At 67.2% G+C, this 22,037-nt stretch carries 23 protein-coding genes; 16 read left to right on the forward strand and 7 right to left on the reverse strand.

The features are described 5' to 3' along the window. Positions 1 to 15: 15 nt before the first annotated feature. Together ACHQ4I_RS16235 and ACHQ4I_RS16240 are read right to left on the reverse strand one after the other, a co-directional pair. On the reverse strand, positions 16 to 1,635 hold the full coding sequence (locus tag ACHQ4I_RS16235; protein WP_420772534.1) for an acyl-CoA dehydrogenase family protein: 1,620 nt from the start codon (positions 1,633 to 1,635) through the stop codon (positions 16 to 18). Further along, positions 1,622 to 2,251, reverse strand: coding sequence for a TetR/AcrR family transcriptional regulator (locus ACHQ4I_RS16240; RefSeq protein WP_420772535.1), 630 nt, complete (start codon positions 2,249 to 2,251; stop codon positions 1,622 to 1,624). The genes ACHQ4I_RS16235 and ACHQ4I_RS16240 overlap by 14 nt, the downstream gene beginning before the upstream one ends. 66 nt (positions 2,252 to 2,317) lie before the next feature. On the opposite strand from ACHQ4I_RS16240, the gene ACHQ4I_RS16245 reads away from it, so the two are divergent. The 3 genes from ACHQ4I_RS16245 (at position 2,318) to ACHQ4I_RS16255 (ending at position 5,618) form a co-directional block, all read left to right on the forward strand. Continuing rightward, entirely contained in the window at positions 2,318 to 3,079 is a 762-nt protein-coding gene (locus ACHQ4I_RS16245) for a crotonase/enoyl-CoA hydratase family protein (RefSeq protein WP_420772536.1), read from the forward strand. 15 nt (positions 3,080 to 3,094) lie between these two features. Next, entirely contained in the window at positions 3,095 to 4,471 is a 1,377-nt protein-coding gene (locus tag ACHQ4I_RS16250) for a hypothetical protein (RefSeq protein WP_420772537.1), read from the forward strand. Positions 4,472 to 4,727: 256 nt separating this feature from the next. Then, positions 4,728 to 5,618, forward strand: coding sequence for a serine/threonine protein phosphatase (locus tag ACHQ4I_RS16255; protein WP_420772538.1), 891 nt, complete (start codon positions 4,728 to 4,730; stop codon positions 5,616 to 5,618). A 48-nt stretch (positions 5,619 to 5,666) separates the two neighbouring features. On the opposite strand, the gene ACHQ4I_RS16260 is transcribed toward ACHQ4I_RS16255, so the two are convergent. After that, complete coding sequence (locus ACHQ4I_RS16260; RefSeq protein ID WP_420772539.1) at positions 5,667 to 6,359, reverse strand: pyridoxamine 5'-phosphate oxidase family protein; 693 nt, start codon at positions 6,357 to 6,359, stop codon at positions 5,667 to 5,669. 83 nt (positions 6,360 to 6,442) lie between these two features. Between ACHQ4I_RS16260 and pdxR the strand changes: the two genes are divergently transcribed. Continuing rightward, positions 6,443 to 7,906: a MocR-like pyridoxine biosynthesis transcription factor PdxR gene (pdxR, locus tag ACHQ4I_RS16265; RefSeq protein ID WP_420772540.1), complete on the forward strand. Its 1,464-nt coding sequence runs from the start codon at positions 6,443 to 6,445 to the stop codon at positions 7,904 to 7,906. Here pdxR and ACHQ4I_RS16270 read toward each other — a convergent pair. After that, positions 7,840 to 8,961: a lipase family protein gene (locus ACHQ4I_RS16270; protein WP_420772541.1), complete on the reverse strand. Its 1,122-nt coding sequence runs from the start codon at positions 8,959 to 8,961 to the stop codon at positions 7,840 to 7,842. The genes pdxR and ACHQ4I_RS16270 overlap by 67 nt on opposite strands. Positions 8,962 to 9,060: 99 nt before the next feature. Here ACHQ4I_RS16270 and ACHQ4I_RS16275 point away from each other — a divergent pair, with 99 nt between their 5' ends. From ACHQ4I_RS16275 to ACHQ4I_RS16290, 4 genes are read left to right on the forward strand one after another with little or no spacing between them, the layout of a single operon-like run. Next, on the forward strand, positions 9,061 to 9,726 hold the full coding sequence (locus tag ACHQ4I_RS16275) for a TetR/AcrR family transcriptional regulator (RefSeq protein ID WP_420772542.1): 666 nt from the start codon (positions 9,061 to 9,063) through the stop codon (positions 9,724 to 9,726). Between the two features lie 10 nt (positions 9,727 to 9,736). Beyond that, positions 9,737 to 9,982, forward strand: coding sequence for a DUF2630 family protein (locus ACHQ4I_RS16280; protein ID WP_420772543.1), 246 nt, complete (start codon positions 9,737 to 9,739; stop codon positions 9,980 to 9,982). Then, the gene (locus tag ACHQ4I_RS16285) at positions 9,979 to 11,409 is read left to right on the forward strand and encodes a dihydrolipoyl dehydrogenase family protein (RefSeq protein WP_420772544.1); all 1,431 of its coding nucleotides are present in this window, start codon (positions 9,979 to 9,981) and stop codon (positions 11,407 to 11,409) included. The genes ACHQ4I_RS16280 and ACHQ4I_RS16285 overlap by 4 nt, the downstream gene beginning before the upstream one ends. 14 nt (positions 11,410 to 11,423) lie before the next feature. After that, complete coding sequence (locus ACHQ4I_RS16290) at positions 11,424 to 12,929, forward strand: carboxylesterase/lipase family protein (RefSeq protein WP_420772545.1); 1,506 nt, start codon at positions 11,424 to 11,426, stop codon at positions 12,927 to 12,929. Between the two features lies 1 nt (position 12,930). Here the strand turns inward: ACHQ4I_RS16290 and ACHQ4I_RS16295 are convergent, their stop codons facing one another. Further along, positions 12,931 to 13,800 (reverse strand): Fpg/Nei family DNA glycosylase, encoded by an 870-nt coding sequence (locus ACHQ4I_RS16295; RefSeq protein WP_420772546.1) that lies wholly within the window; start codon positions 13,798 to 13,800, stop codon positions 12,931 to 12,933. 129 nt (positions 13,801 to 13,929) lie between these two features. After that, the gene (locus ACHQ4I_RS16300; RefSeq protein WP_420772547.1) at positions 13,930 to 14,787 is read right to left on the reverse strand and encodes an NAD(P)H-binding protein; all 858 of its coding nucleotides are present in this window, start codon (positions 14,785 to 14,787) and stop codon (positions 13,930 to 13,932) included. 119 nt (positions 14,788 to 14,906) lie between these two features. Here ACHQ4I_RS16300 and ACHQ4I_RS16305 point away from each other — a divergent pair, with 119 nt between their 5' ends. Continuing rightward, on the forward strand, positions 14,907 to 15,896 hold the full coding sequence (locus tag ACHQ4I_RS16305) for an Lrp/AsnC family transcriptional regulator (protein ID WP_420772548.1): 990 nt from the start codon (positions 14,907 to 14,909) through the stop codon (positions 15,894 to 15,896). On the opposite strand, the gene cobF is transcribed toward ACHQ4I_RS16305, so the two are convergent. Next, positions 15,847 to 16,602: a precorrin-6A synthase (deacetylating) gene (gene cobF / locus ACHQ4I_RS16310; RefSeq protein WP_420772549.1), complete on the reverse strand. Its 756-nt coding sequence runs from the start codon at positions 16,600 to 16,602 to the stop codon at positions 15,847 to 15,849. The genes ACHQ4I_RS16305 and cobF overlap by 50 nt on opposite strands. Between cobF and ACHQ4I_RS16315 the strand changes: the two genes are divergently transcribed. The 7 genes from ACHQ4I_RS16315 to ACHQ4I_RS16345 form a co-directional block, all read left to right on the forward strand. Then, positions 16,601 to 17,452 (forward strand): thymidylate synthase, encoded by an 852-nt coding sequence (locus ACHQ4I_RS16315; RefSeq protein ID WP_420772550.1) that lies wholly within the window; start codon positions 16,601 to 16,603, stop codon positions 17,450 to 17,452. The two genes, cobF and ACHQ4I_RS16315, sit on opposite strands and share 2 nt — an antisense overlap. Beyond that, on the forward strand, positions 17,449 to 17,997 hold the full coding sequence (locus ACHQ4I_RS16320) for a dihydrofolate reductase (RefSeq protein ID WP_420772551.1): 549 nt from the start codon (positions 17,449 to 17,451) through the stop codon (positions 17,995 to 17,997). The genes ACHQ4I_RS16315 and ACHQ4I_RS16320 overlap by 4 nt, the downstream gene beginning before the upstream one ends. A 198-nt stretch (positions 17,998 to 18,195) precedes the next feature. Next, positions 18,196 to 18,522 carry a cupin domain-containing protein gene (locus ACHQ4I_RS16325; RefSeq protein ID WP_355176414.1) on the forward strand — a complete coding sequence of 109 codons (327 nt, stop codon included), beginning with the start codon at positions 18,196 to 18,198 and terminating at the stop codon, positions 18,520 to 18,522. Positions 18,523 to 18,582: 60 nt separating this feature from the next. Then, the gene (locus ACHQ4I_RS16330; RefSeq protein WP_420772552.1) at positions 18,583 to 19,611 is read left to right on the forward strand and encodes a Dyp-type peroxidase; all 1,029 of its coding nucleotides are present in this window, start codon (positions 18,583 to 18,585) and stop codon (positions 19,609 to 19,611) included. Further along, entirely contained in the window at positions 19,608 to 20,408 is an 801-nt protein-coding gene (locus ACHQ4I_RS16335; protein WP_420772553.1) for a family 1 encapsulin nanocompartment shell protein, read from the forward strand. The genes ACHQ4I_RS16330 and ACHQ4I_RS16335 overlap by 4 nt, the downstream gene beginning before the upstream one ends. A 79-nt stretch (positions 20,409 to 20,487) precedes the next feature. Continuing rightward, the gene (locus ACHQ4I_RS16340; protein ID WP_420772554.1) at positions 20,488 to 21,018 is read left to right on the forward strand and encodes a hypothetical protein; all 531 of its coding nucleotides are present in this window, start codon (positions 20,488 to 20,490) and stop codon (positions 21,016 to 21,018) included. 65 nt (positions 21,019 to 21,083) lie between these two features. Continuing rightward, a partial coding sequence (locus ACHQ4I_RS16345) for a TerD family protein (RefSeq protein ID WP_420772725.1) occupies positions 21,084 to 22,037 on the forward strand: 954 nt, incomplete at its 3' end.

A 22,037-nucleotide genomic window follows, 5' to 3' on the forward strand; every position in this document is an offset into this window, starting at 1 on the left:
TGCTGGAGCGGCCGGTTAGACCAGGGCGCGGTCGATGATGGCGGTGGTGTCGACGCCGGTGGGGAGGGTGCCGAAGGCGATGCCCCAGTCGTCGCCGAGGCGGGTGGCGCAGAAGGCGTCGGCTATGGCGGGGTGGCCGTGGCGGACCAGTTGCGCGCCCTGGAGGACGAGGGCCATGAGTTCGACGACGCGGCGGGCTCGGTATTCGATTTCGTCGAGGTCGGAGAGTTCCTTGCCGAGGCGGGCGATGGCGTCGTCGAGGCGGGGGTCGGCGCCGGTGGCGAGGGAGACTTCGTTGAAGAAGGCCTCCACGGTTTCGGGTTGGCGGCCCATGGCGCGCAGGGCATCCAGCGCCGCCACATTGCCGGAGCCTTCCCAGATGGACATGAGCGGGGCCTCGCGATAGAGGCGCGGCATGCCGGATTCCTCGGCATAACCGTTGCCGCCGAAGCATTCCAGGGCTTCGGCCGCATGCGAGGGGGCGCGCTTGCAGACCCAATACTTGGTGACCGCCAAGGCAATTCGACGCAGCGCGGCCTCGGCGGGGTCGGTGCTCGCGCGATCGGTGGCACCCGCCAGACGCATCATGACAGTCGTCGCGGCATCGGATTCGATGACCAGGTCGGCCAATACATTGCGCATTGCCGGTTGGTCGATCAGCTTGGCCCCGAACGCTTCTCGGTAGCGCGCGTGGTGGGCGGCATAGACGGCGCCGACGCGCATACCGGTCGCGGAGCCGATGACGCAGTCCAGGCGGGTCATATTGACCATTTCGATGATGGTCTTGACGCCGGCGCCCTCCGCGCCGACCAGCCAGCCGGTGGCGTTCTCGTATTCGATCTCCGAGGAGGCATTGGACTTATTGCCCAGCTTGTCCTTGAGCCGTTGGATCCGAATGGGATTGCGGGTGTCGTCCGGGAGTACGCGCGGCAGCAGGAAACAGGACAGGCCGCCGGGGGCCTGGGCCAGTGTGAGGAACATGTCCGACATGGGCGCCGAGGTGAACCACTTGTGGCCGACGATGCGGTAGCTGCCATCGGGTTGCGGTGTCGCGGTGGTGGTGTTGGCGCGGACGTCGGAGCCGCCCTGCTTCTCGGTCATCGACATGCCCGCGATCAAACCGGCCTTGGTGGACGGTTCGCGCAGGCCGAAATCGTATGTGCGGGAACCGAGTAGCGGTTCGTACTTGGCGGCGAGTTCCTTATTGTGGCGCAGCGCGGGGACCACGGCGTAGGTCATCGAGATCGGGCACATATGTCCGGCGTCGGCCACGCCCCAGGTGTAGAACTTGGCAGCCCGGGCGACGTGGGTGCCCGGCCGGTCATCGAGCCACGGCGAGCCGTGCAGGCCGTGCGCCACAGCGACTTTCATGAGTTCGTGCCAGTACGGGTGGAACTCGACCTCATCGATGCGATTGCCGTAGCGGTCGTGGGTGTGCAGAACGGGCGGGTATTCGTTGGCCAGGCGGCCCCACTCCTGCGCCTCGAATCCGCCTGCGAGCGTGCCGAGTTCGCGCACTTCCGCCTCGGCCCAGCCCGCGCCTTCCCGGTGCAGTCCCTCGAGCAGGGCCGGGTTCTTCGAGACATCGAAGGGCACGATATTCGGAACCTGGTTGAAGACTTCATGCGTCGGCATCGGACACTCCTGAGCGGGATTCATCGCGCACACCCAGCGCGCGTAACGCGAAACTGATGAGTTCTGGCACAACGGATTCGCTGTGCGGTGCGTCGGCCAGCGGGCCGACCAGCACCTCGCCGATGGCGCCGACGAGCGCGGCCGCGCTGGTCCTGGCATCCTGCGCGGGCAGCTCGCCCCGCGAAACCCCGTCCGCCACAGCGGATTCGAAGGCCTCGGCGAAGGCGCGGCGGAAGTGCAGGCGCTCGGTGTCGACCACGGTATCGACGGGTTCGACGAGTAGGACGTAGGCGAGTCTCGGATTCTTCAAGGCCCGGCCGGCGAAGGTCTCCACCGCCGCGGTCACCCGCTCGACGGCGGTTCCGGATGCGGCGGCGGTCGCCACCGCCGTCACCTCGTGCGCGACCACCTTCCGGAATACCGCGCTCACCAGGTCGGCCTTGCCGCTGAAGTTCTTGTAGACCGTTCCGGTGGCCAATCCGGCCTCGGCGGCCACCGCCGCCATGGACAGCCCGGCATAGCCCTCGCGGGACAAGACCTTGGTCGCGGCCTGCACGATCAGCCCCGCCTGGGCATCCAGGCGGGCCTGGACAGCGGGGGTTCTGCGGTAGGCCATACAAGAAGTGAACCACAAATTCATTTCTTGACACAAGGGCAAGTATGACGGCGTATGGTCAAGCTCGTGAGTGTGCGAATCGAACGCAACGGACCCGTGACCACCGTGATCCTGCATCGTCCCGAGGCACGCAACGCCGTCGACGGCCCGACCGCCGCGGCCCTCGCCGACGCCTTCCGCGAATTCGATGCCGACCCGACCGCCGCGGTCGCCGTGCTGTGGGGCGATGGCGGCACCTTCTGCGCGGGCGCGGACCTGAAGGCGCTGGGCACCGAGCGCTCCAATCACGTCACCGAGGACGGCGACGGTCCGATGGGACCGACCCGAATGCGGCTGTCCAAGCCGGTGATCGCCGCGGTCTCCGGATATGCGGTCGCGGGCGGGCTCGAGCTGGCGCTGTGGTGCGATATGCGAGTTGCCGAGCAGGACAGCACTTTCGGCGTATTCTGCCGCCGCTGGGGTGTGCCGCTGATCGACGGCGGCACCATTCGGTTGCCCCGCATTATCGGGACGGGGCGTGCCATGGACCTGGTACTCACCGGCCGTGCCGTCTCAGCGACGGAGGCACTGCAGATCGGGCTGGTGAATCGCGTGGTGCCGTATGGCGAATCACGAAGCGCCGCCGAACAACTCGCCGCCGAACTCGCCGCACTGCCGCAGACCTGCCTGCGCTCGGACCGGATGTCGCTGCTGGAACAGGACGGCATGGACGAGGAGACGGCCCTGCGCAACGAATATCGGCACGGTTTGAGCGCCCTCGCCGACGGGGCTCTGGATGGTGCCCAGCGATTCGCGGCCGGTGCGGGTCGCCACGGCGCGCGCAGCTGAGGGGCGAGCCCGACGGTGACGGGTCGGCTGAGCGTCGTCGACGAGATCTTCCTGCGCACCCATCGCGGGCTCGGCACCCCGATCGCGCTACAGGGGCTGTGGCGCACCGCTGATCGCGTCGACCCGGAGTTGCTGTGGCGGGTGCACACGGCGCTGCGGGGTGGTCCCTTGGGGCGCAGGGTGATTCGGGCGCGGGTACCGGGCGCGCGCCGCAGTTGGCGACCGAACAGCCGCGCGTATCCACTCGCGCTCACCGAAGGCGCGATCGCTCACGAGGATCTGCTCACGTGGGCCGATCAGCAGGGCGCGGACCTCGATCCCGAATACGGTCCGGGCTGGCGATTAGCCGCCGCCGCGTTGGACGATGGCGGATCGATTGTGTCGCTGACCTGTTCGCATGCGCTCGCCGACGGCAGGGCGCTCGTGCTCGCGGTGGACGAAGCGCTTGGTGGCACGAGCTCGACCGCATCGACGGCGCGGAGCGCGGATTCGATCGCGAAATCCACTGCGCCAGAACCAGATCACCCGAGTATCGCGCCAACGGCTGGAAGCGCGCGGGTCAGGTCGAGTGCGCGCGAAGCGATGGCGACTACCAACGCCGAGGTCCGCGCTCCGGAATCGGATTGGTCCGATGCGTGGCGGCAGTGGTCGATCGTCGTGCGCGGCACTTTTCGCGCGCTGCGTCGTGGGATCCCGGAACGCCCCGCCCGCGCGGTATCGGTCCGCGAACACACCTTGCGGGAGGCCGTGCCGACGCACAGCGTGATAGTGCAATGTTCGGCGGCCGACTGGGAGTCGGCTGCTGCGGCGCAGGGTGGCACGGCCAATAGCCTTTTCATCGCGTTGATCGCGAAGATGCTGTGGGCCAGTGGATTTCCCGGGAAGACCATCGATGCCAGTCTTCCGATCGATACCCGCGAGGAGCCGCGCGTCGATAACGATCTCGCGATGACCGAGATCAGTATCGATCGCGGGGATACTGCGGCGACGATCCGCGAGAAATCCCGAATAGCCTACGAGCGCCGCATGTCCAGCCCCGGCGGGATGCCGGAGGAACTGCTGCAGGTGATTCCGGACCGCTGGGCCTACGCACTGTCCAAGGGCGCGGGTGAGCGAGACATCCTGTGCTCCAACATCGGAACCCTCCCCGACTCCCTGCGCACCCTGGGCCCGCACCGCTGCACCGGCGTCGCCGCCCGCGCCATCCACCCCGGCCTCACCGCGGACCACCTTCCCCGCACCCGCCTATCGGGCTACCTCTGCCGCATCGCCGACACCTACACCCTCGCGATCGTCAGCCTCGACCCCGACCGCCTCGCCACCCCCGAAACCCTCCGCACCCTGCTCCACAAAACCACCACCGCCCTCTGCCTACCAATCACCATGTGGTGAAACACCGTCCGCATTCTCAGCGAGTGCCCCGTCCAGATAGATTGCTGCGCTTCCCACTCCGGCTGCTCGCCGAGCGTTGTGACTCGCAGCAGCTGATGGCGGTGCTCTCGTAGAGTCAGGTGGCGAGCCCGGCCGGTGACACAATCGTGCGATGACAGCGGCCAGAACTGCCCGCCACCAAAGAATCTCGGCATTCCTGGCGTCCTGCAGCGATTTCGAGCTAGCCGAGCTAGTAGGCACCGGTCGAGTCATAAGCGTGGGTGTGGGTGGTGGTGCGGCGCTTATCGACGTCGACAGCGTGCCGGTGTTCACCAAGCGGATCCCACTGACCGACCGGGAGGTCGCGAACTCGGGCTCCACAGCGAACCTGTTCGACCTGCCGATGTTTTGCCAGTACGGTATCGGCGGCCCAAGTTTCAACGCCTGGCGAGAGCTGGCCGCCAACATCATCGTCACCGACGCCGTGCTGGCCGGCGAGACACAATCGTTCCCGATCCTCTACCACTGGCGGGTGCTACCCGGCCGGCCGCCGGTCGCAGCCGAACACGCCGAAATCGACACCGTGGTCACCGCCCAGGGCGGCAGCCCGGCCGTGCGGGCCCGCCTCGAAGCGCTCGCCGCCGCACAGTGCAGCCTGGTGCTGTTCTGCGAATACATCCCACACCCGATAGCGGACTGGCTGCGAGAGAACCCAGCCGGTAAGGCCGCCACCGTCGAGCGGCAGCTTTCAGAGATCGTGACGTTTCTGCGGGATCGGGAGTTGCTGCACATGGACGGGCACCTCGGCAACATGCGCACCGACATGGAGCGGATCTATCTCAGCGACTTCGGGCTGGCCACATCGCCGAAGTTCGACCTTTCAGCCGCTGAGCGCGACTTCACTGAACAACACGCCACTTACGACGCTGGCTACGCCGCCATGCGACTGGTCAACTGGCTGGTGACCGATGTCTGCGGGGTACCCGCTGGACGGTATCGCGCCCGTAACGAGTACGTACTCCAGTGCGCCGCCGGACGCATCCCAGATGACGTGCCACCGGTGGTCGCCGCGATCATGACCCGGCACGCACCTGCCGCCGCGAAGATGAACGCCTTCTTCTGGAGACTGTTCGACGGCGACATCCACGCGGAATACCCCGGTATGTGAGCTACCGCTGCGAGTCGCACCGTGCGTGCCCCGGTGTGATCGGAGCGATCACGATGTGGTGACCGCGGCGATGTCGAGTCGATCGAGTACATCCTGCGGCACCTCGATGCCGGGTTCCAGATCATCTGAGGAGATCGGGGCGTCCCAGGTCTGGCGCATGGGCAGAACTCCTGCCCACACGCCGCCGGTTTCGATGTCCGCGGCATCGTCCTTCGGACCGCCGGTCCGGACCTTGACCGAGGCCTCGGTCAGGTCGAGGGCGAGCACCATTGTGGCGGCCAATTCCTTCTTGTTGGGCGATCGCACCCGATCCCAGGACCCCGGTGCGGAGTGTTCGACGATCACTCGCAGCGCGTGCATGCGCGCATCATCGTCGGTGAGTTCGACGGCACGGCCGCGCACCACCGCTGAGCGGAAGTTGGCCGAGAAGTGCATGGCCGAGCGGGCGTAGACGATGCCGTCGACCAGGGTGACGGCGATGGAGATGTCACCGGTCAGCGCCGCGCGCAGGTTTCCGGCGCCGGTCGAGCCGTGCAGGTAGAGCGTGTCGCCGTCGCGGCCGTATACGGTCGGGAGCACCACCGGGCTGCCGTCGAGCAGCACGCCGAGGTGGCAGACCAGTCCGGCGTCGAGAACAGCGTCGAGTTCGGCTCGGTCGGTCCGGCCGCGCTCCTTGGAGCGGGTCAGGGTGGTGCGCGGGGTCGGCGAAAGCGGCGGCCGAGTGCTGATCGACTTCGTCATACCTTCTAGCGTGGACGTGGAAGTGGCATTCTGAAATAGCCAATTCATGAAAATTCGAACAGTCCAATTCCGGGAGGTGGGCGATGCTGGACGAACTTCCGCTGATTCTCGACCGCGACGCTGACCAGCCATTATCAGTGCAAGTCGCGCAGGGTCTGCGGGCCGCGGCGAGCTCCGGCCTGCTGCGCGCGGATGACCGGCTGCCCTCCTCGCGCTCGCTTGCCCAGCGCCTCGGCGTGAGCCGCACGGTGGTCGCCGCGGCCTACGACCAATTGCATGCGGAGGGCTGGATCGCGAGCCGCCGCGGTTCGGGCACCTACCTGACGACCGCCCCCACCGAAGCGCCCGCCCGACCGAGCCAGCGCGCTACTGCCGAGCACCCGCCGGAACTGCTCGACCTCGGCCCGGGCGCACCGTGCATCGAAGCGATCGATCAGGCGGCATGGCGACGCGCCTGGCGCGCGGCCGCCGACCACTCCCCCATCATCCGCAAGGACCGCGGCGGCGAACCGGACTACCGCGCGGCGGTCGCCGAACACCTGCTGCGCCACCGCGGTCTCGGCGCGGGCAGCAAGACCGTGGTGCTCGCGACGGCCGGAACCAGTTCCGCCGTAGGCGAATTCGCGGCCGCACTACTGCACCCCGGCGACACCGTCGCCATGGAGGATCCCGGCTACGGGCGCGCAGCGGGCGCATTCCTCGCGGCGGGTGTCCGGGTGGTCCCGGTGCCGATCGATGCCGATGGTCTGCGAGTCGACCGACTGCCGGACGGCATCAAGGCCGTGTATTGCACTCCGGCACATCAATTTCCACTCGGCACCCGCATGCAGGCGGCACGTCGCGTACAACTCGTCGAATTCGCCAGGCGTGCGGGCGTACTCATAATCGAGGACGACTACGACGGCGAATTGCGCTACGACACCGCCCCTTTGCCGCTGCTGGCCGCAATGGCCCCGGACGTCGTCGTCCATCTCGGCACTACGAGCAAGATCCTCTCGCCGACCTTGGGCATCGGCTGGCTCGTCGCCGCCCCGGATATCACCGAAGCCGTTGTCGCGCACCGCGAACGAACCGGCACGGGCCCGAGCCCCGCCGGCCAACAAGTGCTCGTCGAATTCGCCCGCCACGGCGATCTCGCGCGACACCTGCGCCGACTGCGCCGCGCGGTGCCCCCGCGCCGAGCCCTGGTCGTAAACGAACTACGCCGCCGCGGACTCGAAATAATCGGCGACGATGCCGGTTCCCACGTGGTGGTGCCCCTGGATTCGGCCGAGGCCGAACAGCGTGCCGTGGCCATGGGTCGTGCGCGCGGTGTGGAGCTCGACGGGCTGTCGCGCCACCACCTTGCGGCACAACAACATCCACTCGCCACGGCAGCTGGTCCGCACACGTTCGGAATCGCACTCGGCTACACCGCACTGAGCTGGAACGAGCTGACCACCGCCATTCCGATTGCCGGAGAATGCCTGCGGTCTCAGGTTCAGCCGAACAGTCGGGCGACGAACGGCACGCTGTCCGGTAGCGAACCCGCGACGGTCGCGCTGTGATCCAGGCCGGGATAGATGTGGACCTCGGGCCGGACGCCATTGGCCTGCAGGTCGGCGACCAGCTTCGCGGTCAACGGCGCGGGCACATCGGTGTCATTGGTGCCCTGGCCGATGAACAGCGGGCGGTCGTATCCGCTCATCGGCACATCCATTATCGGATGTGCGGTCGCGGCGAAGTCACCCTCCGAAAGTGGCCGGGAGAACAGCTGATTCAGGGTGACGCCCTCGGCGCGCTGGGCCAGGGGTGTGAAGCACAGCGTCTTGGCCGCGTCGACCAATTCCTTGCCGACGGGGGTGAGGTAGCCGTCCAGGTCGAAGTCCGGGCGGGCCGCCTTCAACCCGTTCATCACATATGTCGCGTAGGCGGTCAGGTGCGACGACTGGATCGTCGGTGTCGCCGGGCCGACCAACGCGGACGCGTCGACGATATTCGAAGCGGGTCCGGTGGCGACCGCACCGCGGTAGTCGAGCTCCGGACCATATTTCGTGGCCAGCGACGCGGTGAACACCGCCGCCCCGCCGCCCTGGGACTGACCGATGGCCACCCATTTCGACGAAAGCGAGTCGTCGACGGCGCGGGCGGCGCGCACCATATCGATCGCGGCATGCGCCTCGGCGCGACCATCGAGATAGGCATGCACTCCGGGTGTGCCCAGGCCGATGTAATCGGTGGCCACGACGGCATAGCCCTGCCGCAGCCAGGTGGCCAGATAGTTCTTGTCGCGTTCGGAGCGGCCCGCCGTCGACGGGGCACAATCGTCGCCGACGCCGACGGTCCCGTGTTCCCATGACAGCACCGGCCAGCCGCCAGGCGGCGGTGTACCCGCTGGCAGGAAGATCGCGCCGGTCGATTGGGCGGGGTGGTCGTCGGAGTCGCGGGTCCAGTAGGTGAGTCGCCGCGCGGATCCGGCGCCCGCGAGCCACAGGTCCGATGGCAGCGCCTCGTCGCGCACCACCGTTCCCGGCGCCGGTCCGGCCGGATCCGCCTGGACGGTCGCGACCAAGGGGCCGGCCAGGATGGCCGCTGTGGCCAGGGTGATCAGTGTGCGACGCATCGACACTTCCTCTCGCTGGGAGTTGCTGTCTCAATGAGACACTTTAACCAGACTAAGCTCGAAAGTGTCACTTTGAGACAGATATCTTCGGGAGGCTCGATGGAGCAGAGCGGTCTGCGCGAGAAGGAAAAGGCCCGAGTGCGCCGGGAGCTGATCGAGACCGCGCTGTGCCTGTTCGAGCGGCAGGGTTTCGAGCAGACCACCGTGCAGCAGATCGCCGATGCCGTGCAGGTTTCGCGGCGCACCTTCCACCGTCACTTCCCCTCCAAGATGGCCGTGGTGTTCGCGCACGAGGAAGATCTGATGACACAACTGCTTTCGGCACTCGAGCGCCGACCGGTCACCGAATCCGCGCTCACCGCAACGCGTTCGGCGATCCAGCAGCTACTGCTCGACGAATCCGAGGCGGCGCTGCGCCGCCATCAGGCCGATACCGCCCGCCGCGCCCGTCACCTGCTGGTCACCAATCCCGAACTGCGCCAGGAGAATTTCACCGGGGCCATGGGCCGCAGACATGCCCTCGCCCAGCTACTCGCCGAGCGGTCCGGCCTGCCCGACTCCGATTTACGCCCCCAACTCGTGGCCGCCACCTGTTTCGCCGCCTTCGGCGTCGGCCTCGACAGCTGGATGCTCGGCGCCGACCATTCGATCGCGGCGCTGTACGAAATCCTGGACAGCATCGTGGCCGCGCTGCAGCAAGGTATCGATGTGCCGGCGGCCGATGCCGGATCGCACCAACCGTTCGGATCGCCGGCGCGGTCGTAGCATGGTCCCCATGACCGAACAGGACATCCTGGCGCGCATCAAGAATTTGGTCGACCGCGAGCATGCTTTGCGGTCAAGGGCGACGGCCGGTGCGGTCGATCCGGTGACCGAGCGGCAGCAGCTCGCCGAACTCGAAGTGATGCTCGATCAGGCCTGGGATCTGCTGCGGCAGCGCAGGGCGCGGATCGAGGCCGGTGTCGCGCCCGAGGACGCGCAGGAGAATACGGCCCGCCAGGTCGAGGGCTACCTGCAGTGACCACGGATTCCGCTGCCGACTACGACGTCATCGTGATCGGCGGTGGGCCTGCTGGCGAAAACGCCGCGGCCTACGCCATCGCGGGTAGTGAGCGCACCGCCGCGATCGTGGAGCGGGAACTGATCGGCGGTGAATGTTCGTATTGGGCGTGTATGCCGAGCAAGGCGCTGCTGCGACCCGCGCACGTGTTGTCCGGCGCGAAGGCCATGGCCGGGATCTCCGCGAGCGGACTCGATGTCGACGCGGTGCTGAAGCGACGTGATGCCTTCACGCACAAGCACGATGACGGCCCGCAGGTCGACTGGGCCGCGAACAACGGCATCGATGTGGTCCGCGGGACCGGGCGGCTCGCGGGCGAGCGACTGGTCGAGGTCGACGGACGAGTGCTGCGCGCCCGGCACGCGGTGGTGCTGGCAACCGGGACCAAGGCGGCGGTTCCCGATGTCCCCGGCCTGCGCGATGCGCTGCCGTGGACTTCCCGTGATGCCACCAATCTGCACGAGGTGCCACGCCGAGTGGTGATCATCGGCGGCGGTGTGGTCGCCTGCGAGGCGGCCACCTGGCTCGCCGCGCTCGGGGCCGACGAGATCACCATGCTGGTGCGCGGTCACGCACTGCTCGGCAAGTCCGAACCATTCGCAGGGGAACGGGTGGCCGCGGCGCTGTCCGATGCCGGTGTGCGGATTCGATTCGGCACGCAACCCACGCGGGTGGAACGCGCCGAGGCGAAGGACACCGGCGAGGGGTGGATCCACGGCGGGACCGTCACCATTCAGGTTGGTGCGGGCCAGATCGAGGCCGACGAGATCGTGGTCGCCGCGGGGCGCGGACCGGCCACGGCGGAACTCGGCGTGGGCGCGGTCGGGCTCGCGGACGGCTATGTCGAGGTGGACGACCGGCTGACGGTCCGCGGCATCGACGGCGACTGGCTGTACGCGGTCGGGGATGTGAATCATCGTGCCGAGCTGACCCATATGGGCAAATACCAGGCCAGGGTGTGCGGTGATGTCATCGCGGCCAGGGCCGAGGGGCGCGCGCTGTCGGGTGCGCGCTACGCCGCGACGTCCGATCATGGGCAGGTGCCGCAGGTGGTGTTCACCGCACCGGAGGTGGCCTCGGTCGGGCGCACCGAGGAGGCGGCGCGTAAAGCGGGCTATGCGGTCGAAACCGTGGAGCTCGATATCGCGGTCGCCGGATCGGCGCTCGCTCGCGATGACTACTCGGGGCGGGCGAAGATCGTCATCGATACCGCGACCGACACACTGCTCGGAGCGACTTTCGTCGGTCCGGAGGTCGGTGAGCTGCTCCATGCGGCGACCGTCGCGGTGGTCGGCAGGGTGCCGCTTGACACATTGTGGCACGCAGTGCCGGCCTACCCGACGGTGAGTGAGCTCTGGTTGCGTCTGTTGGAGGCCCGCCGCTCGTAGTTACCATCGGAAAGATGTCCGATATCACGACCGCCGACGGAGTTGTCCGCGGTTACCGCGGCCGCCGCGTGCTGCGCTGGCGTTCCCTGCCCTATGCCGCCGCACCGGTGGGCGACCTGCGATTTCGAGCGCCGCAGCCGGTGGTGCCGTGGACCGGTGTCCGCGAGGCGACCGCCTTCGGGTTCGCCGCGATGCAACATCGCACCGGTGCGCGGATCGGTCCCCGGCGCTACCAGCCGACAAGTGAAGACGCCCTGACACTGAATGTCGTCGCGCCGATCGAACCATCGTCCACACCCCGTCCGGTGCTGGTGTTCATCCACGGCGGCGGGTATCTGATCGGTACCTCGGCGCTCGGTCTGTATTCCGGTGCGCGGCTGGTGGTCGGCGGCGATGTGATAGTCGTGTCGCTGAACTACCGACTCGGCGCGTTCGGCTATGTCGATTTCGGTGAATTCAGCACGCCCGAGCGGCCTTTCGACGCGAATCTGGGGCTGCGCGATCAGGTCGCGGCATTGGAGTGGGTGCAGCGCAATATCGCCGCGTTCGGCGGAGATCCGGGCAATGTCACCATCTTCGGTGAATCGGCTGGCGCACATGCGGTGCTCGCGCTGCTGGCCACGCCCGCGGCGAAGGGGCTGTTCCATCGCGGGATCGCACAGAGCCCGCCCGCTGATTGGGGTATGAGCGCCGAGGACGGTCGCGCTTTCGCCCGCCGATGTATCGACGCGCTCGGCGCCACGCCCGATAACGCGGCCAAGGCACTGATCACCGCCGGTGCCAATGACATTCGGCGCGCGGTCGACAAGACCAGCGATAAGGTGCTGCGGGAGCGCCCCGGACTCTTCCCGATCGCGCCGGTCGTGGATGGCGAATATCTGCGACAGTCCCCGATCGATGCGATCACCAGCGGTGCCGCACACCAGGTTCCGCTCATCATCGGCACCAATCGCGACGAGGGCACATTGTTCGCGAAGTTCGGCGATGAGCTGCCGACCACCCCGGGACGCCTGCATGCCCTGCTGACCCGAGACGGTGGTGCGGAACTCGAATCCCGAGTCATCGCGGCCTATCCCGGATATCCGGATGCGAAGGTCGCCGTTCGTGCCGGTGGTGACTATGTGTTCTGGCGGCCGTCGGTCACCGTGGCGGCGGGTCACAGCCGCTACGCACCGACCTATGCCTACCGTTACGACTTCGCTCCGCGCGCACTGCGTCTCGCGGGGGTTGGCGCGACCCATGCCACGGAGCTGATCCCGGTCTTCGGTGCCGCCAATTCGCCGATCGGCCGGGCCTTCACCGCAGTCGGCGGGCGGCGTGGCCTGCTGTCGGTGACGCGGCAGTTCCAGGACAATTGGCTCGCATTCGCGCGGACCGGGCGACCACTCCCCTCGTGGCCCGCCTATACCGAAGACCGGCGCACCACGCTGATCATCGATGAGATCACCCGGCTGGAGAATGATCCAGATCAGGCCAAGCGTATTGCCTGGCAAGGAATCCGGGTGCCGACGTTGATCTAACCTACTTCAGCAGTCGCGACATGCGGCGGTCGGCGAGTACCTTCCCGCCGGTCTGGCAGGTCGGGCAGTACTGGAACGAGCGCTCGGCGTAGGAAACCTCGCGAACGGTGTCGCCACACACCGGGCACGGCAGGCCGGTGCGGGCATGTACCCGCATACCGGAACGCTTTTCGCCCTTGAGGCGGGCGGCGTCCTGGCCGACGGATCGCTGGACCGCGTCGGTCAGCACCGAACGCATGGCCTCGTAGAGGATCGAGATGGTTTCCGCCGACATGGTTTTGGTGTTGGCGAAGGGTGAGATCCTGGCCGTGTGCAGGATTTCGTCGGAGTAGGCATTGCCGATGCCCGCGATCAATGTCTGATCCACGATCGCGGTCTTGATGCGTTGCGATGCGCCGTGCAGGATTTCGCCGAACTGCTCCTCGGTCACCTCGAGGGCGTCCGGGCCGAGGCGCGCGATGCCGGGCACTTTTTTCGGATCGTCGACGATGTACACCGCGAGCCGTTTCTTGGTGCCCGCCTCGGTCAGGTCGAATGCGGGTGTCATACCCTCCGGGGTGAAGAAGTGCACCCGCAGCGCGAGGGGACTCTTACCGCCCGGCTTGGGTGGCGTCTGACTGGGCTCATCGATCCACCGCAACCAGCCGCCGCGCGATAGATGCGTGATCAACCACAATTCATCGCATTCCATCCCGAGAAACTTGCCCCACCGGCCCGCGCCGGTCACATCACGCCCGGACAGCGCCGTCACCGGCGGATCGAACGTCTTGACCGCACTCAGCGCCGCCACGTCGACACGCCCCACCACGGCGCCAACCGCATGCTCCCGCAGAAACTGCGCCAACGCCTCCACTTCCGGTAGCTCAGGCACGACCCCCACGCTACCCGGCCCCACCGACACCGGCCCTCTTCACGCACACATGCGAATCAAGATCAGGTGGAACTGGTGGCGGACCCTTCTCGCGCGATGCCGCCATAGATTCCACCTGATCTTGATCACCTACCTGGGGGGCGCGAAGTGGGCGCGGTGGTGGGTGGCCCAGTCGCGGAAGGGGCGGGGTGGGGTTCCGGTGATCCGTTCGACGGTGGGGTGGACGACTGAGGTGAACGCTTCCAGGGCGGTGGCGCGGAGGGCCATGATTGCGTCGGCCATGGCGTCCGGGATGCCGTGGTCGATGATCGACTGTCGGGCGGTGGCGGGGTCGACCTCGACGTAGTGCAGGGGGCGGTCGAGGACGTCGGCGAGGATGGCGGTCTGTTCGCCGGGTGATAAGGGTTCGGGGCCGCTCAGGGTGTAGATCTCGCCCTCGTGGCCTTCGGTGGTTAGTGCGGTCGCGGCGACCGCGGCGATATCGTGCGGGTCGACCACTGCGATTCTTCCCTGGCCGAAGGGGGCGTAGACCGCGCCGTGATCGCGAATGGAGCTGGCCCAGTGCAGTGCGTTTGCCATGAATCCCAAGGGGCGAATAATCGTCCACGCGATTCCGCTGTCCCGGACCGCCTGTTCACCGGCGCGATGCCAGGTGGGGATCGGATCGGTCGCGGTGTCGTCGCCGGTGCGGCCGGATGACAGCTTGACGAGGTGGCCGACTCCGGCGCGGGCTGCCGCCTGCGCGAGATTCGCGTCGTGGGATGGGATTTCGGGGCCGCTGGAGAGCAGGAATACCCGATCGACACCGCGCATCGCAGGCCCGAGGCTGTCCGGATCACCCAGGTCCGCGCGCACCACCTCGACACTTTCGGGCAGTCCGGCGGTCTCGGGTCGCCGCGTGGTCGCCCGCACCGGGACACCCAACTCGAGCAATTTGCCGACCAACTCGCGGCCCACGGTCCCGGTCGCTCCGGTCACCAGAATCATCGAATTTCTCCTTCGTCGATCGGGCCAGATGAGCCCGTGTCGTCCACCTTCCGCAGACGCGGCAGAACAGACCATCAACCGGCACGGATCAGCGGATAGTTTCCATATCCAGTGGGGAAGTGAAAGATATTTCCATGCTCGATGACGTCGACCGCGGCCTGATCCACGCCCTGCACATCGACGGGCGCGCCCCGTTCAACAAGATCGCGGCGGCCCTGAACGTCTCGACGCAAACCGTCGCCCGCCGCTACCAACGCCTGCGCGCCAGCGCCGGACTGCGCGTGGTCGGCCTCGCCGATCCGGGCCACGCCGGGCACACCCAATGGCTCGTCCGCCTCACCACCACCACGGCCACCGGCCAGAACCTCGCGAATTCCCTCGCCCGCCGCCCGGACACCTCCTGGGTCAAACTCACCTCGGGCGGCACGGAAATCCTGCTGGTAGTGAATATTCCGCGCGATGCCGCCGCCTCCCGCTCGATCCTGCTGCAGGACCTTCCCCGCGCCGCGGGCATCACGGCCGTCTCGGCCCACTACGTCCTGCACACCTACCTCGGCGGCCCGACCGCATGGCGCGGCCATACCACCGCACTGGACGAAAACCAGCGAAACCAATTGCAGCCGAATAGATCCGGCCACGCAGCCGGCCGCAGCCTCGCCGCCACCGACGCCGCATTACTGGCCGCCCTGCAACAAGACGGCCGAGCCACACTGGCCCAACTCGCCACCGCGACCGGCTGGTCCCAAGCCACGGTCACGCGACGGCTCACGGATCTACAGGCGGCCCGAGCGATCTTCTTCGATGTCGAACTCGATGACGCCCACTTCGGCGCCACTACCCAAGCGCTGCTGTGGATGTCGGTCGCGCCATCGCACCTCGACCGTGTCGCGACCGCGCTCGCCGAGCACCACGAACTGGCCTTCGTCGCCGCCACCACCGGCCCGACAAACCTGGTCGCACAAGCGATGTGCCCCGATCCCGAGGCACTGCACCACTACCTCACCCACCGCCTCGGCGCGCTCGAAGCCATCCACTCGTTGCAGACCTCGCCGGTCCTCGTCACGGTGAAGGCGGCTGGTCGGCTGGACGCAACAGGTAGACGTCCATGATCCAGCCCTTTTCGGCACGTAATCGCGTGCGGCGCTCGACGATCTCCTTCTCGACCTCGCGCAGCCGCCCCTCGATCAGCGTCTCGTCGGGCATCCCCAGATACGCGCCCCACCAGATGTGCACATCGTCGCCGGGCACCTGCGTGAACGAACAGTCACCGTCGAGCATCACCACGGTCGAGCCATCGAGCCCTTCTTCGCGCAGGCGACGCCCGGTGGTGACGTGGACCGGCTCGCCGATGCGATGCAACACCATCCGATGCCGCGCGGCCAGTGCCTGCACGCTGGTGATGCCCGCAATCACCTCGTAGTCGAAGCTCTGCGCACCGCGATCCAGCACGCGTTCGATGATGCGCAGGGTGCTGTCGTACAGCGACGGATCGCCCCAGACGAGGATGCCGCCGACACCGTCGACCTGGGCGAAGGCATCCTCCAACAATGCCGAGCGGCGGTCGTGCCAATCCTCGACGACCCCCTGATAATCGGCGGGCGCGCGGTCGCGCGGCGGGTCGGCGATCTCCACGATGCGATAGGGGTGATCGAGGTGTTCGGTGAGGATCGCCGTGCGCACGTCGACCAGTTCCTGTTTCTCGGCACCCTTTCCGATGACGAAGAACACCTCGACCTGCCGCATGGCCTTGATCGCCTGCACCGTCACCTGGTCCGGATCGCCCGCACCGATGCCGATCACGTAGAGCTTGCGCATGGCCCGAGCTTGCCAGGCGCAGGGGTGGGTAAGCTCGCCAGGCGTGGCCAACAATGCGGATACCCAGTATGAGGACCTGCTCCGATTGGTCCTGGAGTCGGGCACGGCGAAGTCGGATCGCACGGGTACCGGCACGCGCAGCGTCTTCGGACATCAGCTGCGCTACGACCTTTCCAAGGGCTTCCCACTGATCACCACCAAAAAGGTGCATCTGAAGTCGATCGTCTACGAGTTGCTGTGGTTCCTGCGCGGCGATTCCAATGTGGCCTGGTTGCATGAGCACGGCGTCTCCATCTGGGACGAATGGGCGGACCGCAATGGCGAACTCGGCCCGGTCTACGGCGTGCAATGGCGGTCCTGGCCGACGCCGGACGGCTCCCATATCGACCAGATCTCCGAGGTCCTGCACACCCTGCGCACCAATCCGGATTCCCGGCGCATCATCGTCTCGGCCTGGAATGTGGCCGAACTCGACAAGATGGCACTGGCGCCGTGCCACGCCTTCTTCCAGTTCTATGTGGCCGAGGGCAGGTTGTCCTGCCAGCTCTACCAGCGCAGCGCGGACCTGTTCCTCGGCGTGCCGTTCAATATCGCCAGCTACGCGCTGCTCACCCATATGGTGGCGCAGCAGACCGAGCTGGAACCCGGTGATTTCATCTGGACCGGCGGCGACTGCCATATCTACGACAACCACGTCGAGCAGGTCACCGAGCAACTGACCCGCGAGCCGTATCCGTTCCCGACACTGAGTCTGCGGCCCGCGCCGACACTGTTCGATTACACCTACGAGGACGTGGATGTGATCGGCTACCAGCACCACCCGGCGATCAAGGCGCCGGTCGCGGTATGAATGCGGCATCACGTACCGATTCGGTGATCGGTGGCGGTCGGGCGACGGGCGGGCGCGAGCGCACCATCGGACTGATCTGGGCGCAGACCCCCGACGGCGTGATCGGCTTCGAGAACACCATCCCCTGGCGTGTGCCCGAGGATATGGCGAATTTCAAGGCCGTCACCTTGGGTCATCCGGTGATCATGGGCCGTCGCACCTGGGATTCCCTGCCGCCCAGATTCCGCCCGCTGGACGGCCGCCGCAATATCGTGGTGACCCGCCGACCCGACTGGTCGGCGGCGGGCGCCGAACGCGCCGGCTCGCTCTCCGACGCACTGGCCGCGAGCGCACCGGATGACGTCTGGATCATCGGCGGCGGCGAAATCTACCGGGCCGCCATGGATTTCGCGACGGACCTGCTGGTCACCGAGGTGGACACACACGTCGACGGCGATGCCTACGCACCGGCCATCGGCCCCGAGTGGCACGCCGACGATACCGACCCGTGGCGCGAGTCGAAGTCCGGCCTGCGCTTCCGCATTCGGCGCTACACCCGCGAATAATCCGACCGTTGGCAAACCCCCGGCACTGCGCATTCGGGACCGCCGAACACAGTTCGATCACCGAACGGCAGCGAACACGCCGCAGACCGGTACGGCGGTCAAACCGGACACACGTCACCCGCCGGTCGGGCATACTCCTGGATATCAGCCCGTGTCACCAGCCCTGATTCGGCTGATTGCATCTGCGAAAGGCGGTCCATGGACAAGAAATCGCTGACTGCGGTCGCGCGCCAACAGCTCAAGTTGGCCGCCACCGCCACGAGCGGGCGCAGTTCGCAAACCATCTACGGCGGTCATGCCAATGCACTGCGGCAGACCGTGGTCGGTCTTTCGGCGGGGCAGAGCCTGGCCGAACACGATAATGCGGGCGAGGCCACCCTGCTGGTGCTCAGCGGCACACTGACCTTGATCAGCGGCACCAACGAATGGAAGGGGTCGGCCGGGGACCTGCTGGTCGTGCCCAAGGCGCGGCACAGCGTCAAGGCCGTCGACGATGTCGCATTCCTGCTGACAGTCGCCAAGTAGTAGCCGACAGGCCAGCACCGCGTGGCCGGTATGTCGGTGCCGGGCTCTAGGGTGGAGCCCATGGGTGAGCCGCAGTCGATCTTGGAACCGCTCACACCGGCCGCGATCTTCCTCGTCGCCACGATCGACGAGGGTGGTGAAGCGGCGGTGCGGGACCTGCTCGCCGATCTCCCCGGGTTGCGTCGTTCGATCGGATTTCGGGTGCCCGGCGCCGGGCTGATGTGCGTCGCGTCGATCGGCTCGACCGCATGGGATCGTCTCTTCGGCGGGCCGCGGCCCGCCGAATTGCATGAATTCCCCGAATTCGTCGGCGAGGTGCACAGCGCACCCAGCACCCCGGGCGATCTGCTCTTTCACATCAAGGCCGAAACCCAGGACGCCTGTTTCGAATTGGCGATGACGATTGGTGACCGGCTCGACGGCGCGGTCACCATCGTCGACCAGACCGTCGGGTTCCGCTATTTCGAGATGCGCGATCTGCTCGGCTTCGTGGACGGCACCGAGAATCCGGAGGGTTCGGCGGCGGTCAGCGCCGCGGTGGTCGGCGAGGAGGATCCGGACTTCGCGGGCGGGAGTTACGTCATCGTGCAGAAGTACCTGCACACCATGGCGGAATGGCGGGCGCTGTCGGTCGAGGAGCAGGAGCGGGTGATCGGGCGTACCAAGCTCGACGATTTCGAACTCTCCGATGCGGACAAGCCCGCGAATTCGCATGTCGCGGTGAACACGATCACCGAGGCCGACGGCACCGAGCGGCAGATCCTGCGCGCCAATATGCCCTTCGGCAGCATCAAGGACGGCGAATTCGGCACGTACTACGTCGCCTACGCGGCCACACCGAGCGTCACCGAGACCATGCTCTCCCGCATGTTCCTCGGCACCGAGGAAGCCGCCTACGACCGCATCCTGGACTTCTCCGTCGCGGTGACCGGCACCCTGTTCTTCGCGCCGCCGGCGGATTTCTTCGACGATCTGCCCGAAGCGCCCGAGGTGGCCGCGCAAACGCTCGCGGAATCTTTGTCGCCCAACGGCGTTGGCACTGACGGCGGTCTCGGTATCGGCACGTTGAAAAGGAGCATGCAGTCATGAACAACCTCCATCGCGAACTCGCGCCGATCACCTCAGAGGCTTGGACGGCGATCGAGCAAGAGGCGACGCGCACCTTCAAACGGCATATCGCCGGCCGCCGGGTGGTCGACCTGTCCGGACCGCACGGCACCGACTACTCCGCGGTCGGACTCGGCCGCACCACCGCGATCGCCGCACCGGATGAGGGCGTGCAGGCCCGCCAGCGCGTGGTCGCGCCGCTGGTCGAGCTGCGGGTGCCGTTCACGCTCTCGCGCGAGGAACTCGACGATGTCGAGCGCGGCGCCAAGGACACGGATCTGGATGCGGTGAAGGAGGCCGCGCGCCGGATCGCCTTCGCCGAGGACCGGGCCATTTTCGAGGGCTATCAGGCCGCGAATATCACCGGTATCCGGGCGAGTTCGTCCAATGCCCCGATCAAGCTGCCCAGCGATCCGCGGCTGGTGCCGGAGTCGGTCGCCCAGGCCCTGAGCGCGCTGCGGTTGGCGGGCGTCGACGGCCCGTACTCCGTGCTGTTGAGCGCGGATCTGTACACCGCGGTCAGCGAGACCTCCGATCACGGCCACCCGATCCGCACTCATATCGAACGCCTCATTCCGGAGGGCGAGATCATCTGGGCCCCGGCCATCGACGGCGCGTTCGTGCTGACCACGCGCGGCGGCGACTTCGACCTGCAGCTGGGCCAGGACCTCTCGATCGGCTACCTCGCCCACGACGCGCAATCGGTACAGCTCTATTTCCAGGAGAGTCTGCAGTTCCTCGTCTACACCGGGGAAGCCGCGGTCGCGCTGGAGGCGTGATGCACCGACCTGCCCGTATCGGGAAGCCACCGGTCATCCGGACCGGCTAGGTTGGGGATGCGTTGAGCAGGAGGTCGAGATGACGATGGTGCGCGCGGGCGTGGTTCCGACCCGGCGGGCAATGCTGTACGGGATGCTCGGGATCGCGGCCACGGTGGTGGTCTGCGGTGCCATCGTGGCCGGATTCGGGCTCAATCGGGTCTTCACCGGATTGCTGGCCGGTGCGGTCGCGGGGATCGCCCTGTTGGTCGCGCTGTTCGGCCGGGATGTCGTCGTGCTCACCGACGGGGCGATCTATCGGCGCACCCCGTGGCGGGAATCCAGTATCGAATGGGACCGGGTGGTGGCCGGACGGTTCACCCTCGACGAGCGGGCCCGTTGGTCGATCGCACTGGATCTGATCGGCGGCGACGAGCGCCACGGCGAACTCGTACTGCTGTCCATCCCGCCGGTGCGGCGGCCCGTCTCCGGCGCGTACGACATGCGCAAACGCGAGCAGGTCAACGAGATTCGAGCGATGCTGCGGCACAAGCGCGTACCCGTGACGGTGCTGCCGGAAATCGCTGGTGCGCTGCAACAACATTGGCAGATCGCACCGCCCACTCGCTGACCCGAACGCCCGCGCACTGACCGAGACAGGGCGCGCTCGGGTCGTATACCTTGGCAGATGTGTCGATGATGAAGGGCGCCAATGTCGCGGTGCCGATGTCTTCAGTCCGCGTCGAGCTGGGGTGGCAGTCAGGTCCAGGGGTTCCGGATGCGGATGCCTCCGCACTGTTACTCGTCTCCGGAAAAGTGCGCTCGGACAACGACTTCGTCTTCTACAACCAGCCCGATCATCCGTCCGGCGCGGTGCGGCACGAAGGTAAACGCCAGGGGCCGACCGTAATCGACACGTTGGCGGTGAATCTGGCGCAGGTCGAATCGCAGATCGACACGATCGTCATAGCGGCTTCCGCGGATGGCGGGACCTTCGGGCAGTTCCGTGGTCTGTATGTGCGGGTGCTGGATGCGGTGAGCGGGGCGGAGGCGGCGCGGTTCGACAGCACCGGAGCCAGTTCGGAGACCGCGTTCGTGCTCGGGGAGTTGTATCGACGGCAGGGGGCGTGGAAGTTCCGGGCGGTCGGGCAGGGATATGCGACCGGGTTGGCCGGGCTGGCTACCGATTTCGGGATTTCGGTCGACGATGCGGGTGGGGGGCAGGCGGGTGCGGCGCCGCAGCCGAGTTCGCCGTCGTTCAACCCGCCGCAGCCGAGCACGCCACCGTTTTCGCCGCCCGCACAGCAATACGCTTCGCCGCCAGTGCCGGAGCAGCCTTACGCACCACACACCGCGCCTGCGCAGCAGCACGCGGCACCGCCGCCGCACCCGCCTGGGTTCCCGCCGAATCCGGTATCGCAGCCTTACCCGGCAAGCCCTGCGGCGCAGCCGTACCCGCCTGATCCGACGGCGCAGCCCTACGCGGCCAATCCAACTGCACAGCACCCGCCTAGCCCGACGGCACAGCCCTACGCGCCCAGCTCGACGGCGCAGCCGTACCCGCCTGGCCCGACCGCACAGCCCTACCCGCCTGGTCCAACTGCACAGCCCTACACGCCCAGCTCGACGGCGCAGCCGTACCCGCCTGAT

The organism is Nocardia nepalensis, assembly GCF_048910785.1.
GTDB lineage: Bacteria > Actinomycetota > Actinomycetes > Mycobacteriales > Mycobacteriaceae > Nocardia > Nocardia nepalensis.

Coding starts and splice junctions, on each gene's coding strand:
- ACHQ4I_RS16235 (WP_420772534.1), bottom strand. CDS start 1,635: ATGCCGACGCATGAAGTCTTCAACCAGGTTCCGAATATCGTGCCCTTC.
- ACHQ4I_RS16240 (WP_420772535.1), bottom strand. CDS start 2,251: ATGGCCTACCGCAGAACCCCCGCTGTCCAGGCCCGCCTGGATGCCCAG.
- ACHQ4I_RS16260 (WP_420772539.1), bottom strand. CDS start 6,359: ATGACGAAGTCGATCAGCACTCGGCCGCCGCTTTCGCCGACCCCGCGC.
- pdxR (WP_420772540.1), top strand. CDS start 6,443: ATGCTGGACGAACTTCCGCTGATTCTCGACCGCGACGCTGACCAGCCA.
- ACHQ4I_RS16270 (WP_420772541.1), bottom strand. CDS start 8,961: ATGCGTCGCACACTGATCACCCTGGCCACAGCGGCCATCCTGGCCGGC.
- ACHQ4I_RS16275 (WP_420772542.1), top strand. CDS start 9,061: ATGGAGCAGAGCGGTCTGCGCGAGAAGGAAAAGGCCCGAGTGCGCCGG.
- ACHQ4I_RS16280 (WP_420772543.1), top strand. CDS start 9,737: ATGACCGAACAGGACATCCTGGCGCGCATCAAGAATTTGGTCGACCGC.
- ACHQ4I_RS16290 (WP_420772545.1), top strand. CDS start 11,424: ATGTCCGATATCACGACCGCCGACGGAGTTGTCCGCGGTTACCGCGGC.
- ACHQ4I_RS16300 (WP_420772547.1), bottom strand. CDS start 14,787: ATGATTCTGGTGACCGGAGCGACCGGGACCGTGGGCCGCGAGTTGGTC.
- ACHQ4I_RS16315 (WP_420772550.1), top strand. CDS start 16,601: ATGGCCCGAGCTTGCCAGGCGCAGGGGTGGGTAAGCTCGCCAGGCGTG.
- cobF (WP_420772549.1), bottom strand. CDS start 16,602: ATGCGCAAGCTCTACGTGATCGGCATCGGTGCGGGCGATCCGGACCAG.
- ACHQ4I_RS16320 (WP_420772551.1), top strand. CDS start 17,449: ATGAATGCGGCATCACGTACCGATTCGGTGATCGGTGGCGGTCGGGCG.
- ACHQ4I_RS16325 (WP_355176414.1), top strand. CDS start 18,196: ATGGACAAGAAATCGCTGACTGCGGTCGCGCGCCAACAGCTCAAGTTG.
- ACHQ4I_RS16330 (WP_420772552.1), top strand. CDS start 18,583: ATGGGTGAGCCGCAGTCGATCTTGGAACCGCTCACACCGGCCGCGATC.
- ACHQ4I_RS16335 (WP_420772553.1), top strand. CDS start 19,608: ATGAACAACCTCCATCGCGAACTCGCGCCGATCACCTCAGAGGCTTGG.
- ACHQ4I_RS16340 (WP_420772554.1), top strand. CDS start 20,488: ATGACGATGGTGCGCGCGGGCGTGGTTCCGACCCGGCGGGCAATGCTG.